Genomic DNA, 13645 nt, shown 5'->3' on the forward strand with positions numbered 1-13645 from the left:
GTGAAGGCCAGCATGCCCGGCACATCCACATTCCGTCCCGGGTGTCGCTGCGAGGCGGGAAATACGGTGACGGACAACAGGATCGTCACCGCCGCGATGGGCAGGTTCACGAAGAAGATCCAGCGCCAGGACAGCAGATCGGTCAGCACACCGCCGAGGACGACGCCGATGCCTGCTGCCGCGCCCGATACCGCACCCCAGGTGCCGAAGGCGATGCCGCGATCGCGCCCGGTATAGGTGGCATGCAGCAGTGACAGGGTGGTCGCGAAGATGGCCGCGCCGCCCACGCCCTGGAAGATGCGCGCGGCCACCAGAACCGGCGCGTTATCGGCGATGCCGCAGATCAGCGAGGCGATCGCGAACAGCGCCAGCCCGACCAGATAGACCTGCTTCGCACCCACCCGGTCGGCCAGCGAGCCGAGCGCCAGCAGCAGCGCGGCCAGCGCGAGCGCGTATCCGTCGACGATCCACTGCAGTCCGGACAGGCCGGTGCCGAGGTCGACGGCCATCTGCGGCAGTGCCACATTCACGATGGTCACGTCTATGAGCAGCATCAATGTGCCGAGGCACGCCGCGAACAGGGGTAGCCATTTCCGCACGGGAACCTCCAAGAAAGAACGAACGATTTCGTCCCCTAGTCTCTAGAATGAGTGAGATATCTACCTAGTCGCTACCGAGAATCCGCTAGAATCCTCCTATGGAGGGTGAATACGTCGAGGATTCCGACATACTGGATGTCCTCGACAAGCAGATCGTGCACGCACTGACCGCCGATGCGCGGATCTCCTTCGCCCGGCTCGGCGCGATCCTCGACATCTCGGAGCAGACCGCCGCGCGACGGTATCGATCGCTGCGCCGCCGCGGCATGATCCACGTCTCCGGGCAGGTGAATTCGGTGCCGCTCGGGCACACCAAGTGGCTGCTGCGGATCAGGTCCACGCCCAGCCGCGCACCGGTACTGGCCGAAACACTGGCCCGGGTACCGGATCTCAGCTGGGTTTCCCTGCTCTCCACCGGCTACGAGGTGTTCTGTACCGGCCGGCCGCGCTCGGCCGAGCGTCGAGATGAACTGCTGCTGCGCCTGATTCCCCGCGTCAGCGATGTGCTCGAACTGAGTGTGCAGGAGGTGATGCGGCAGTTTTCGCTCGCCGACGAGTGGCCGCGCTACGGCCGGATGCTCACCACCGAGCAGTTGCGCGAACTCGGCCCGCGACCGAGCCTGTGGGAGCCCTCCGGGCCGGAAGCGCCGGTGACGCTCTCGCGCGAGGACGGGATCATGCTGACCATCCTCGGCCACGACGGTCGTGCGCCCTATGCGCAGATCTCCGCCGCCACCGGATGGAGCGCGACCCGGGTGGCGCGGCGCATGAGCGAACTCGTCGAATCCGGGGTGCTGTACTTCGATCTCGACTTCGCCATGGAGGCAATGGGTTACAGTGCGCGTGCCCTGCTGTGGCTGCGGGTGCGCCCGGGGGATCTGGAGAAGGTGGGCCTCACCGTCGCCACCTATTCGGAGGTCGCCTTTCTCGCGGCGATCAGCGGATCGGCGAATCTCTTCGCCTCGGTGGCCTGTCGCGACACTGCTCATCTCTACCGGTTCGTCACCGAACGACTGGGGTCGCTCGAGGGAGTCGGCGATGTCGAGGTGACGCCTGCGCTCCGGACCTACAAGCAGTCGCAGACGCTGCTCGACTCGCGGCGCCCGGCGGTCAAGCCGTCACAGTGAGGTGCCCGCCCGCTACATGTCTGTAAGCGATCCGCGTGTCGGGTAGCGCGTTGCTTGCGTCGAACACCTGTTCGTCTAAGCTCGGCGTCGGAACTTGTCGGTGCCGCCCTCTAGCGTGGGCGCCAACCACAGATTGAGACTCACCCGTCGAGAAGGGGACCACGATGGCACCACAGGCATTCGATCGCGACAAGGCACTCGAGTTGGCGTTGGCGCAGATTGAGAAGGGCTTCGGCAAGGGCGCCGTCATGCGCCTGGGCGACGAGACCCGCCAGCCCATCTCGGTTATTCCGACAGGATCCATTGCGCTGGATGTCGCGCTCGGCATCGGCGGTCTGCCGCGCGGCCGCATTGTCGAGGTCTACGGTCCGGAATCCTCCGGTAAGACCACCGTCGCCCTGCACGCGGTAGCGAATGCGCAGGCGCTGGGCGGTGTGGCGGCGTTCATCGACGCCGAGCACGCGCTGGATCCCGACTACGCCCAGAAGCTCGGCGTCGACACCGATGCGCTGCTGGTCTCCCAGCCCGACACCGGTGAGCAGGCGCTCGAGATCGCCGACATGCTGGTCCGCTCCGGCGCCATCGACATCATCGTCATCGACTCGGTCGCCGCCCTGGTGCCGCGCGCCGAGATCGAGGGCGAAATGGGTGACAGCCACGTCGGTCTGCAGGCCCGCCTGATGAGCCAGGCGCTGCGCAAGATGACAGGCGCCCTGAACAATTCGGGCACCACCGCCATCTTCATCAACCAGCTGCGCGAGAAGATCGGCGTCATGTTCGGCTCGCCGGAGACCACCACCGGTGGTAAGGCGCTGAAGTTCTACGCCACCATCCGCCTGGACGTCCGCCGCATCGAGACCCTCAAGGACGGCACCGACGCGGTCGGTAACCGCACCCGCGTGAAGGTCGTCAAGAACAAGGTGGCCCCGCCGTTCAAGCAGGCCGAGTTCGACATCCTCTACGGCCACGGCATTTCCAAGGAGGGCTCGCTCATCGATATGGGTGTCGAGCACGGCTTCGTCCGCAAGTCCGGCTCCTGGTACACCTACGAGGGCGACCAGCTCGGCCAGGGCAAGGAGAACGCCCGCAAGTTCCTGCTCGAGAACACCGATGTGCGTGACGAGATCGAGAAGAAGATCAAGGAGAAGCTCGGCATCGGGGCAGTCGTCACCGCCGACGCCGCCGAGGCCCCGGCCGACTTCTAGTCGATGACCGAACGGAACACCTCCGGGTCCCGGCCATCCTCGCCGGGACCCGAAAGTTCCCGCCTCGATGCGGTGGAACGCCTGCGCCGCCAACTGGATTCACTGGCAGCTCGCGGCCGCACCCCCGCCTCGAAGCGCTACGATTCCGACCCTTGGGCCGCCTCCAGCCGCTGGACCGAGGCCGGCACGCCCAGCCAGACCAGCTTTCGTGAAGAGCCCGCAGCACGAGACGAGTCCCGCATTCGTGAGGAGTTCTCCTCCCGCAGCGGGTCCGACTTTCGCGATGAGTCCGAGTCGCGCAGCGGATCAGAGTCGCGCAGCGGGTCCGGCTTTCGCGACAGGTCAGCGTCGCGCGACCGGTCTGATCCGCGCGGTGGGTCTGAGTCGCGAGGCGGGTTCGATGACGAGGCGGGCTTTCGCGAAGAGTCCGGCGGCCGCAGTAGGTCGCGCTCGCGCGGCTCTCGCGCCGAGTCTGATTCCGGCAACGAGTCCGATTCCGATGCGGGATTCGACTCGGAAGAGCAGTCACCACAACGCCGTTCACACGCCGGTCGGCGTCGGCCGGATGGGCAGCGAGAGGAAGCGCCGCCCACTTCGGGCGAGGGCGGCCGGTCCATTACGGACCCCGACTCCTACTTCGCGGACGATTCGTCTTCTCGCGACCGCCGCTCTCGCCGTGGCGCCCGCGGCCGTCCCGGCGTTGTCGAACCGCTGCCCGACGGCGGCACCGACGCGCAGGCCAAAGAAATCTGCCTGCGTCTACTCACCGACCGCGCCCGCAGCCGCTTCGAACTGTCAGATCGCCTGGCCGCCAAGGGTTTCTCCGTCGAAGTAGCGAACCGCGCCCTGGACCGCCTCACCGAGGTGGGCCTGGTAGACGACGCCGCCTTCGCCCAGCAGTGGGTCTACTCCCGCCACACCTACTCCGGCAAGGGCAAAAAGGTGCTGGCCGAGGAACTCCGCCGCAAAGGCATCGACCCCAATCTCACAGAAGAGGCTCTCTCCACCATCACCCCCGATGACGAGCATGCCCGAGCCGTCGACCTGGTTCGCCGCAAGGTTCGAACCCTCCCCGCGGACCTGACCCGGGACAAAGCAACCAACCGCCTGGTAGGCATGCTGGCTCGCAAAGGCTACAACCCCTCCACCGCCTACGCGGTGGTCACCGCCGAACTGGCAACAGCCGGCCTCGCCGAACCCCGCAGGCAGGACCGCACCCGCCCCGCCAAGCCGTCGCAACCCCCCGACGACGAATCCGGCACCGCCGACGACGAATCAGACCCATCTCCACCCGTCGACGACGCAGACGCCGCCGCCGACCTGATCCGCCGCAAAATCCGCGCCCTCCCCCCAAACCTCGACCGCGACAAAGCCACCCGCCGCCTGGTAGCCCTACTCGCCCGCCGCGGCTACAGCCCCTCCACCGCCTACTCGGTAGTCAAACAAGAACTAGCCGCCGCCAACTACTTCTAACCCGACTGCCCCCCAGCCCAGAATCGCCTGAGACGCTCACAGCCGAACCGTGCAAAGCAGCAACCCGCTCTTCTACGACAGTTCGCGCTCTCCACCACCCGCAACCATTCTCCCGCGCACATTTTCGCCCGCCGCGCACGAAATCTATTGCTATTAGCTGCGCGGCAACCCAAATTGTGCGCGGCACGGCGTCCCTCCAAGAGCCCACGTCGACCACACGGCGAACCTCACCCCCGATCGAACAGCCGCCCCAGGATCCGAACCCGCCCGATTCCCCCCGATTCGGGGTCCGAACAGGCCGCCTCGGGGTCGAGCAGGTTCTCTGCGCGCTGTTGGGTTTGGAGACAGGCTGTTCCGTCACCCGCAAAGTTGAACTGGCTGCCTACTGCTGGAGTGAACGTTTCGCACGGGTCGAACAGCCGATTCGGGGTCCGAACAGGCCGCTTCGGGTCGTCTGCGCGCTGTTCGGTTTGGAGACAGGCTGTTCCGTCACCCGCAAAGTCGAACTGGCTGCCTACTGCTGGAGTGAACGTTTCGCACGCGTCGAACAGCCTGCCTCGGGGTCCGAACAGTCCGCTTCGGGGTCCGAACAGCCTGTCTCGGGATCGAACACGGTCTGCACGCGCTGTTGGGTTTGGAGACGGGCTGTTTCGTTGGCCGGCGGGTGAGGAATTCGCTGCGCGGGGTACATGACGACGGGCGGTTGGCCACTCGAGGAGACAGGCCCGGGCGGTTGCTGGGGAAATGGGTTGATGAATGACGGGTGCGGGGGACAGGATCGTCGGTGTGATGGACGGCTTGGTGGTGGCGTTCGGGGGGTATGCCCGGAGGGCGGTGTTGGAACGCTGCCCGCACTGTGGTCCGCCTGTTCGGGTTGATGAGTGCGATCTGTTCTGGCTCAGTATCAAGCTGGGCAATACGGTGGGCGGGCGGGACGATGTGAAGGCGCTCCTGCCGATGTTGTTCGGGCGATTGATCACCTCGGACGAGCTTGATGCCGGAATCGTTTTGGGGAAGTTGCAGCAGGAGCAGTGGGGGAGTTGGCCGCTGGGGGAGCGGCGGGCGGTCGAAGAGTTTCTGGATGCGGTGTGGCGTCGAGTGCTGGGCGAGTTTCCGGCTCGGGTCGGAGCGTTTACGGGTGCTCGGGAATTCCTCGGTGGGGTGGCCTCGGCAGGGATCGGTCCGGCGCGGTTTTTGACCGCGTGGGAGAGCATTGCCGGCTGTGCGGCGGATCGGCATCTGGCGGCATTGGTGAACGAGATGGGTTGGGTGTCTGATCAGGAGGGCGCGGTGGTCGCTTGGCTGCGGCGAGAGGTTGTGCAGGAGAGGTTGTTTCGGGCCTATGAGCGCGATCACGCGGCGGTGTGGGCAGATGACTTTGCGCGAGCGTATGACCTCGCGTGTCTGCTGTGAAGAGCGGTACCGAGCCGGATCGGTGAAAGCTGTGGGCTCAGTGGACTATTCGGCCACGGAGGCGGGTGACGGCTGGGCCGCGGCGGGGGTGGCGGGTGCCGGCCGGGCTTACGGGGCGGGGGGTGGCCGATCGGGGGAGGGGGAGGCGGGGAGAGGGCTGGCGGGCTCGGAGGGCTTGGGCCAGGCGGGTGCGGGCGTCTTCCATGAGGAGGGTGCCTATGGCTGCGGCGAGGGCGGTGCAGAGGGCCGCCAGGGGAGTGATTACCGCGACCGTGATCAGGCCGAGGAGGAATTGTCTTCGGGCTCTGTCCTCTTCGCTCATATAGAGCAGTATGCGAGGAAGGATTGCCCGCTGTCCGAGGCTCCGGGACATTGGCCCCAAGTCGGAAGGTGCCGGGAGCTGCACAGGTGCCCCAGCGGAGAGGGGCGGTACGCGAGCACGGGGGACAGTGCCCCGGCGAGAGCGAGATGGTGCCTCGGCGAGAGTGAGGCGCCCCCAGCCCGGAGTGGTGTTTCGCCCGGGCTGGGGCGCGAGGAGCTACGGGCGGGTTGCGCCGGTCAGATCCATACCTGGTGCGCCGGTGGTGATGTTGGCGCTCACCACGGTTGATCCGCGCTTGCGGGTGCGCAGCCAGCGTTCGAGCTGGGTGGCGACGACGCTGAGGGTGTAGTTGAGGGTGATCATGATGGCTGCGATCACCAGCAGTGCGGGGACGGTGTTCTGTTCGGCGGCGCCGAGCTGTTTACCGGCGCGCACCACTTCTACGAAGGTGATCTGGTAGCCCAGCGCCGAATCCTTCAGCGCCACCACCATTTGCGAGACCAGTGCGGGCAGCATGGCGGTAATCGCCTGTGGGAGCAGGATTACGCGCATGACCTGGTTCTTGCGCAGGCCGAGCGCGACTGCCGCCTCGGACTGTCCCTTCGGCAGCGAGCGAATGCCCGAGCGCACGATCTCGGCGATGACCGACCCGTTGTAGATGGTCAGCGCGGTCACGACGGCCGCCAGCGCCAGCTGATCGGAGGGGAAGAGATTCTTGGTCGAGAACAGTGCGAACAGGAAGATCATCAGGATCAGCACGGGGATGGCCCGCGCGACCTCGACCACGGCGCCCGCGACCACCCGCACGATCCGATGCTCGGACAGTCGCAGAATGCCGAACACCATGCCGATCACCAGCGCGAAGACGATCGACAGCACCGCCGCCTCGATGGTCCCGCGCAGACCCGGCAGCAGGTAGGTGGACCAGATCTGCCCGTCCAGGAACGGTTTCCACTTCGCGGCCTCGAACTGGCCCTTGCTGTCGAGGGCGTGCAGCACGAACCAGGCGGCCGCGGCCAGCACCACCACCACGGCTACCGAATAGAGCCGGTAGCGCAGCCGAGCCTTGGGCCCGGGAGCGTCGTAGAGGACCGAAGCCGAGCTCATCGGGCTACCTCGTATCGTTTGGCCAACCAGCCGAAGAGCAGACCGGTGGGCAGGGTGAGCACCACGAAGCCGAGCGCGAAGATCGCGCCGATGGCCAGTGGGGCGGCCTCGTTCTCGTTCATGGTGTCCATGAGCAGTGCGGCCTCACCGACACCGATCACCGACGCGACGGTCGAGTTCTTGGTGAGGGCGATGAACACGCTGCCCAGTGGCGCGATAACGGCGCGAAAAGCCTGCGGCAGCACCACGAGTCGCAGATTCTGCAGGAAGGTGAAACCCAGTGAGCGCCCCGCCTCCGACTGCCCCAGCGACACCGTATTGATGCCCGCTCGCAGCGATTCACACACGAAAGCCGCTGTGTACACGCTCAATCCGAGAACGGCGAAGCGGAAGTTGTTTTCCGCCAGATCATTCGGCCCGGCGGGCGCCAGCTTCACACCGAGCGTGGTGTACAGGCCGATCGAGCAGAAGATGATGATCAGCGTAAGCGGCGTATTGCGAAAGGTATTCACGTACGCCGTACCGAGCCAGCGCGCGACCGGTATCGGCGACACCCGCATGCCGGCGATAACGGTGCCCAGAACCAGCGCCAGCACCGCGGAATACGCCGTCAGTTTGATGGTCACCCAGAACGAATCCAGCAGCTGGGTCTGATATTTCGAGATCAAGTCGAACACGGCGTCCGCGCCCCTCCGATCGCAGTAACTCTGCGTGCAGTAGCTCTTACCGAAAGCGAAGCGTGCCGGGCGAATCAACGCCCGGCACGCTCCATGAACTCAGTACCGATCGACCTGCGGCGGCGCGGGAGCCTGGAATCCGGTTCCGGCGAAGTTCTTTTCGAGCGCCGTCTTCCATGCGCCGCTGGAGATCATGGCGTCGATAGCGTCATTGATCTTGGTGCGGGATTCGGTATCGCCCTTCTTGACACCGATGCCGTACTTCTCGACGGTGAACGGCGCGCCGACCACCTTCAGCGCACCCGGCGACTGCGCCGCATAACCGCGCAGAATCACATCATCGGTGGTGACAGCATCGACCGAGCCGGACTTGAGCGCCTCAACACACAGCGAGTACGTGTCGTACTCCTGCAGCTGAACTTCCTTGGCGTACTTGTCCTTCACGTTCTGCGCCGGGGTCGAGCCCTTCACCGAGCACAGCTTCTTATTGCCGTTCAGCGACTCCGCACCGGTGATATCGGTATTGTCCGCACGCACCAGCAGCGACTGCCCGGTCAGCAGGTAGGGCCCCGCGAAATCGACCTTTTCCTTGCGCGTATCGGTGATCGAGTAGGTGGCGGCGATGAAATCGACCTGCCCGTTCTGGATCAGCGTCTCGCGCTGCGCGGACGGTGCCTCCTTGAACGTGATGTTCTCCGGCTTCACGCCCATCTTGTCGGCGACGAACTTGGCCACATCCACATCGAAGCCGCTGAAGGAGCCGTCTTTATTGTGCAGACCCAGACCGGGCTGGTCGTATTTGATGCCGACGGTGAGCTTCCCGTCGGCGGCGTGCTGGCTCGCGGTCTTATCGCTGCCGCCACCACATCCGGTGGCGACGACCGCCAGGGCAACCGCCCCGGCGGCAACCTTGAGCACGTGATTGAGCCTCATCGAAAATCCTATTCTGTAGGGAGAGCAGGTCAGTGGCTGAGGATCTTGCCGAGGAAATCCTTGGCGCGTTCCGATTTCGGTGCGGTGAAGAACGATTCGGGCTCGGTGTCCTCGACGATCTGCCCGTCGGCCATGAACAGCACACGATTGCCGGCCCGGCGGGCGAAGCCCATTTCGTGGGTGACCACAACCATGGTCATGCCATCCTTGGCGAGCTGCACCATCACATCGAGGACCTCCGACACCATTTCCGGGTCGAGTGCGGAGGTCGGCTCGTCGAACAGCATCACCTTCGGATCCATGGCGAGCGCCCGCGCGATGGCCACCCGCTGCTGCTGTCCGCCGGACAGCTGCGCCGGATACTTGTCGGCCTGTTCGGCAATGCCCACCCGCTCCAGCAATTCCATGGCGCGGGCGCGCGCCGTCGTCTTGTCCAGGCCGCGCACCTTCACCGGTGCGAGCATGACGTTTTCGACAATCGTCTTGTGCGCGAACAGATTGAAGGACTGGAACACCATGCCGACATCGGCGCGCAGCTTGGCCAGAGCCTTGCCCTCATCGGGCAGCCGCACCCCATCGATGGCGACTTCGCCGGAGTCGATCGTCTCCAATCGATTGATGGTGCGGCACAGGGTCGACTTGCCGGAGCCGGAAGGGCCCACCACGATCACGACCTGCCCGGCGGGCACTTCGAGATTGATGTCACGCAACACGTGCAGCGAGCCGAAGTGCTTGTCCACACTCCGCATCGAAATCATCGGCGCGGACTTGCTGACGGATACAGGCGCGTCGGTCATGAATTGTGACCTTAGAGGCACTGTGCCCGAAATGCTCGTCTTTGGTTCGAGCATCGGTACCGTGCGCCGAGTCGACACCCGCCCGTAACCCGGTCTGGGCAGCGATTACCCTGGTTGGGTGAATTCGTTGGGGCAGGTTTCAGCACGTGGCGCGGTGGACGAGCGCAGCAGCGAGCAGGAAGCGCGGACCTATGAGGTGCGCACGCACGGCTGCCAAATGAACGTGCACGATTCCGAACGGCTCTCGGGCCTGCTCGAAGATGCCGGATATGTGCAGGCCAGCCCCGGCGTGACCGCTGATCTGGTGGTTTTCAATACCTGCGCGGTGCGCGAGAACGCCGACAACAAGCTGTACGGCACGCTCAGCCATCTCGCCCCGATCAAAGCCGAACGACCCGGCATGCAGATCGCGGTCGGCGGCTGCCTCGCGCAGAAGGATCGCGACACCGTCGTCAAGAAGGCGCCGTATGTCGACGTGGTGTTCGGCACCCACAACATCGGCTCGCTGCCGGTACTGCTGGAGCGGGCCCGCCACAATCAAAAAGCCCAGGTCGAGATTATCGAATCCCTGGAAGCCTTCCCCTCCACGCTGCCCGCCAAGCGCGAATCCGCGTACGCCGGCTGGGTGTCGATCTCGGTGGGCTGCAACAACACCTGCACCTTCTGCATCGTGCCCGCCCTGCGCGGCAAGGAGGTCGACCGCCGCCCCGGCGATGTGCTCGCCGAGGTGCAGGCGCTGGTCGATCAGGGTGTGCTCGAGGTGACCCTGCTGGGTCAGAACGTCAATTCCTACGGCGTCTCCTTCGCCGACCCGACCGAGGAGCGCGACCGCGGCGCCTTCGCCAAACTGCTGCGCGCCTGCGGCAGCATCGAGGGCCTGGAGCGGGTGCGCTTCACCTCCCCGCATCCGGCCGAATTCACCGATGACGTCATCGAGGCCATGGCCGCCACCCCGAATGTCTGCCCGCAGCTGCACATGCCGCTGCAATCGGGTTCGGACCGGGTGCTCAAGGCCATGAAGCGGTCGTATCGCAGCGCCAAATTCCTCGGCATCATCGACAAGGTGCGCGCGACCATGCCGCACGCCGCCATTACCACCGACATCATTGTCGGCTTCCCCGGCGAGACCGAGGAGGACTTCCAGGCGACCCTGGATGTGGTGCGGCAGGCACGATTCACCAGCGCCTACACCTTTCAGTACTCCATCCGCCCCGGCACTCCCGCCGCGGATATGCCCGATCAGCTGCCGAAGGAAGTAGTGCAGGAGCGCTATATGCGACTCATCGCACTGCAGGAGCAGGTCTCCCTCGAAGGCAATCAGGCGCTCATCGGCAGCACGGTGGAACTGCTGGTCGCCGAGGGTGCGGGCAAGAAGAACGCGGCCACGGCGCGCATGAGCGGCCGCGCCCGGGACGGCCGCCTGGTGCACTTCCGGCCGCCGGCCGATCTCCCGGCCGGCAGCGAGATCCGCCCCGGCGACATCATTACCGTCGATATCACCGAGGCCGCCCCGCACCACCTGATCGCCGACGCCCCCGTGCAGACCCACCGCCGCACCCGCGCCGGTGACGCGCACGAGCTCGGCATCACTCCGAAGACCCCGCCCATCGGCGTCGGCCTCGGCCTGCCGCAGATCGGTGCGCCGATTGTGGTGGAAACCGCCGCGGCGGGCTGCGGTTCCGAATGCGGAGCCTGACGGGCCGGGCGTATTCCGACACCGCGTAGTAGGGCAGATCGGTGCGGGAGCATGATGGGTCGACACCCCTCCCGGACGACTCAGGATCAGAGCGTATGACCGAGCAGCAGCCCACCGGCCCCGACGAGGCTCGCGAGCCGAGCGATGCGCGACCGGAAGATCAAGCCGCACAGCCCGATTCGGCGTCGACATCGGCGCCCGAACCGAACGAGGAGAGCATGAAGTCGGCCGAGAACAGTCAGGACTTCGAGCAGTTCCGGGACGACCTCGAAGCGGTCGAGCGCAAGATCGCCGGGGAGATCGATCCGGGCGTGCGCGCCATGGTGGTGGCCGGCGCGGTGGTCGTGCTGCTGCTCTCGATGGTGCTGCCGCATGCAGGTCATGCCCGCGGCTTCGACGTCATCATGTACGACGCCGCCGCTAAGGCGGAGCACATCGGGCTGCCCTCCCGCGTTTTCGAATGGTTCGTGCTGATCTTCGGCATCGGCTTCTCACTGCTCGCCCTGATGACCCGCCGCTGGGCGCTGGCCTGGATCGCGGTCGCCGGGTCCGCCGTCGGCAGCGTGTTCGGTGTGTTCTCCATCTGGCATCGCAACACCCCGGGCCTGAACAACTATCACGGTGCGGGCCCCGGCTTCGGCCTGATTCTGTCCGCCATCGCCATCGTGGTGCTGACCTTCCACTGGGTGCGCGTGGTGTGGGGCCGCACCTCCGTCCACCTCGCCGCCGAGGAGCAGCGCCGCCTGGCCGCCGGGGCCGCCGAGGAAGCCAGCCGCCGCCGCCTGTTCGGCGAATAATCCGACGTGAGGCCCGGCGGCCACCGAATTCGGTGACCGCCGGGCCTTTTTCGTGGGCTTCTCAGGCGGGCTCGGCCATGGTTTTCGGTCGATACGCCAGACCGGCGAACATAGCCGCGATGCCCACGACCACCATGTAGATCCAACCGGCCTGGAATTCGCCCAGGGTCCGCTGTGTGCCCTCACCGAGTATCGCCATCAGGATCGCGACGCCGAGCGCCGAGGCGGTCTGACGCGCCATCATGAGAGTGCCCGAACCCAATGAGATCTGATCGGCCGGCAGCAGTGCCGCGGACCCGAACAGCGGCGGCTGCAGCAGCGCGGTACTGGCTCCGGCGAGCACACTGCCGGGCAGTATGACCAGCGCATACGAATCGGTGAACCCACTGGTCACCACCCACCAGGCGCAGCCTGCCGCCAGGCTCGCACCACCGAGTGCGGCCGAGGCGCGAGCGCCGACCCAGGCGATGAAGCGGCCGGAGAACGGTGACAGCACCAGGCAGCTGATCGGCATCGGCGCGACCCCGAGACTGGCCTCCAGCACCGAGTAGTGCCAATGCTCGGTCAGGAACAGCGTCGCCTCCAGAATCATGGCGGCGAAAGCCAGGTAGTAGCAGAACACTCCGAAGGTGGCGGTGCGGAACAGCTTGTGCCGCAGCACGACCGGGCTCACCACCGGATCCGGATGGTGCCGGACGTGCCAGGCGAACCAGCCGGTGAGCGCGATAGCCGCGGCCAGGCAGCCGAGGGTGGCCGGGCCGGTGTACCCCCAGGTGGAGGCCTGCACGAACACCGTGGTGAACCCCGCGGTCGCCCCGAGAATCAGCAGTGCGCCGAGCAGGTCCAGCCGCCGCTTCGCGTGCAGCTTGATATCCGGCAGCACCAGAATGCCGAGAATGAAGGCCGCCAGCGTGAACGGCACATTCAGGAAGAAGATCCAGCGCCATCCGGCCTGCAGGAGCAGTCCGCCCAGTACCGGTCCGCTGGCCGCGCCGGCGGCGGCAATGGCGGTCCAGATGCCCATGACGGTGGCGTGTTCCCGGCGCGGGAAGCTCGGCAGCACCAATCCCAGACCGGTCGGCACCAGCAGCGCGGCCGCCGCGGCCTGCACCACCCGTGCCGCGATGAGCGTCCCCAGGGTGGGGGCGAGGCCGCAGGCGATCGAGGCCAGCCCGAAAAGCGCTATACCGATGAGGAATCCGCGCTTACGGCCGGTGTCGTCGGCCAGTCGCCCGGCCGGGACGAGCAGCGCGGCCATGACGATGGTGTACGCGTTCAGCGTCCAGGACACCGCGCTCGTGGAGGTCCCGAAGGTGGCCTGCAGGGTCGGGAAGGCGACGGTCACCGCGAAAAGATCGAGAATGGCGAGGAATTGGGCAATGCCGGCGATGGCCAGAATCTGCCAGCGCCGGGGGTTCGGCGCATCCTGCGGTTGCTGCCGCAGCGCTGCTTCCCGTTCGGTCGTTGTCGTCATGATTCGACTATGCGACCGAGGCATT

General features: G+C 66.0%; 13 protein-coding genes and 1 pseudogene. 7 read left to right on the forward strand and 7 right to left on the reverse strand.

The genetic code is table 11. The features are described from left to right. Nucleotides 1–599, reverse strand: a 599-nt coding sequence (locus JWN03_RS36015; RefSeq protein ID WP_297624765.1) for an MFS transporter, incomplete at its 3' end; no start/stop codon positions are given. Nucleotides 600–697: 98 nt separating this feature from the next. On the opposite strand from JWN03_RS36015, the gene JWN03_RS36020 reads away from it, so the two are divergent. The 5 genes and pseudogenes from JWN03_RS36020 to JWN03_RS36035 all read left to right on the forward strand — a co-directional run bounded on the left by JWN03_RS36020 (nucleotide 698) and on the right by JWN03_RS36035 (nucleotide 5817). Further along, nucleotides 698–1726, forward strand: coding sequence for an Lrp/AsnC family transcriptional regulator (locus JWN03_RS36020; RefSeq protein ID WP_297624767.1), 1029 nt, complete (start codon nucleotides 698–700; stop codon nucleotides 1724–1726). 164 nt (nucleotides 1727–1890) lie between these two features. Next, complete coding sequence (recA, locus tag JWN03_RS36025; RefSeq protein WP_297624769.1) at nucleotides 1891–2931, forward strand: recombinase RecA; 1041 nt, start codon at nucleotides 1891–1893, stop codon at nucleotides 2929–2931. Nucleotides 2932–3546: 615 nt separating this feature from the next. Then, nucleotides 3547–4128, forward strand: a pseudogene (gene recX / locus JWN03_RS36030) (recombination regulator RecX); the annotation flags it as partial. After that, on the forward strand, nucleotides 4105–4404 hold the full coding sequence (locus tag JWN03_RS45880) for a hypothetical protein (RefSeq protein ID WP_441343127.1): 300 nt from the start codon (nucleotides 4105–4107) through the stop codon (nucleotides 4402–4404). The pseudogene recX and the gene JWN03_RS45880, both read left to right, overlap by 24 nt. Nucleotides 4405–5193: 789 nt before the next feature. After that, the gene (locus JWN03_RS36035; RefSeq protein WP_297624772.1) at nucleotides 5194–5817 is read left to right on the forward strand and encodes a hypothetical protein; all 624 of its coding nucleotides are present in this window, start codon (nucleotides 5194–5196) and stop codon (nucleotides 5815–5817) included. 37 nt (nucleotides 5818–5854) lie between these two features. Here JWN03_RS36035 and JWN03_RS36040 read toward each other — a convergent pair whose 3' ends face one another. From JWN03_RS36040 to JWN03_RS36060, 5 genes are all read right to left on the reverse strand, one after another. Continuing rightward, a complete protein-coding gene (locus JWN03_RS36040) occupies nucleotides 5855–6139 on the reverse strand; it encodes a hypothetical protein (protein ID WP_297624775.1) in 285 nt (94 codons plus the stop codon). A 216-nt stretch (nucleotides 6140–6355) separates the two neighbouring features. Next, a complete protein-coding gene (locus JWN03_RS36045) occupies nucleotides 6356–7246 on the reverse strand; it encodes an amino acid ABC transporter permease (protein WP_297624778.1) in 891 nt (296 codons plus the stop codon). Further along, on the reverse strand, nucleotides 7243–7923 hold the full coding sequence (locus JWN03_RS36050) for an amino acid ABC transporter permease (RefSeq protein WP_297624780.1): 681 nt from the start codon (nucleotides 7921–7923) through the stop codon (nucleotides 7243–7245). The genes JWN03_RS36045 and JWN03_RS36050 overlap by 4 nt, the downstream gene beginning before the upstream one ends. 99 nt (nucleotides 7924–8022) lie before the next feature. After that, nucleotides 8023–8856, reverse strand: a complete 834-nt coding sequence (locus tag JWN03_RS36055) for a glutamate ABC transporter substrate-binding protein (protein ID WP_297624782.1) — start codon at nucleotides 8854–8856, stop codon at nucleotides 8023–8025. 29 nt (nucleotides 8857–8885) lie between these two features. Then, nucleotides 8886–9614: an amino acid ABC transporter ATP-binding protein gene (locus JWN03_RS36060; RefSeq protein ID WP_297625014.1), complete on the reverse strand. Its 729-nt coding sequence runs from the start codon at nucleotides 9612–9614 to the stop codon at nucleotides 8886–8888. Nucleotides 9615–9807: 193 nt separating this feature from the next. Between JWN03_RS36060 and miaB the strand changes: the two genes are divergently transcribed. Together miaB and JWN03_RS36070 are read left to right on the forward strand one after the other, a co-directional pair. Continuing rightward, nucleotides 9808–11349 (forward strand): tRNA (N6-isopentenyl adenosine(37)-C2)-methylthiotransferase MiaB, encoded by a 1542-nt coding sequence (miaB, locus tag JWN03_RS36065; RefSeq protein WP_297625017.1) that lies wholly within the window; start codon nucleotides 9808–9810, stop codon nucleotides 11347–11349. 218 nt (nucleotides 11350–11567) lie between these two features. Continuing rightward, nucleotides 11568–12146, forward strand: coding sequence for an Rv2732c family membrane protein (locus tag JWN03_RS36070; protein ID WP_297625020.1), 579 nt, complete (start codon nucleotides 11568–11570; stop codon nucleotides 12144–12146). Nucleotides 12147–12207: 61 nt separating this feature from the next. Here the strand turns inward: JWN03_RS36070 and JWN03_RS36075 are convergent, their stop codons facing one another. Then, nucleotides 12208–13620, reverse strand: coding sequence for an MFS transporter (locus JWN03_RS36075; protein ID WP_297624785.1), 1413 nt, complete (start codon nucleotides 13618–13620; stop codon nucleotides 12208–12210). Nucleotides 13621–13645 lie beyond the last annotated feature (25 nt).

The organism is Nocardia sp. (genome assembly GCF_025465275.1).
GTDB lineage: Bacteria > Actinomycetota > Actinomycetes > Mycobacteriales > Mycobacteriaceae > Nocardia.

What these genes read in the sequence shown, in the direction of transcription:
- JWN03_RS36020 (WP_297624767.1), top strand. Translation starts at nt 698, where the DNA reads ATGGAGGGTGAATACGTCGAGGATTCCGACATACTGGATGTCCTCGAC.
- recA (WP_297624769.1), top strand. Translation starts at nt 1,891, where the DNA reads ATGGCACCACAGGCATTCGATCGCGACAAGGCACTCGAGTTGGCGTTG.
- JWN03_RS36035 (WP_297624772.1), top strand. Translation starts at nt 5,194, where the DNA reads ATGGACGGCTTGGTGGTGGCGTTCGGGGGGTATGCCCGGAGGGCGGTG.
- JWN03_RS36040 (WP_297624775.1), bottom strand. Translation starts at nt 6,139, where the DNA reads ATGAGCGAAGAGGACAGAGCCCGAAGACAATTCCTCCTCGGCCTGATC.
- JWN03_RS36045 (WP_297624778.1), bottom strand. Translation starts at nt 7,246, where the DNA reads ATGAGCTCGGCTTCGGTCCTCTACGACGCTCCCGGGCCCAAGGCTCGG.
- JWN03_RS36055 (WP_297624782.1), bottom strand. Translation starts at nt 8,856, where the DNA reads ATGAGGCTCAATCACGTGCTCAAGGTTGCCGCCGGGGCGGTTGCCCTG.
- JWN03_RS36060 (WP_297625014.1), bottom strand. Translation starts at nt 9,614, where the DNA reads ATGATTTCGATGCGGAGTGTGGACAAGCACTTCGGCTCGCTGCACGTG.
- JWN03_RS36070 (WP_297625020.1), top strand. Translation starts at nt 11,568, where the DNA reads ATGAAGTCGGCCGAGAACAGTCAGGACTTCGAGCAGTTCCGGGACGAC.
- JWN03_RS36075 (WP_297624785.1), bottom strand. Translation starts at nt 13,620, where the DNA reads ATGACGACAACGACCGAACGGGAAGCAGCGCTGCGGCAGCAACCGCAG.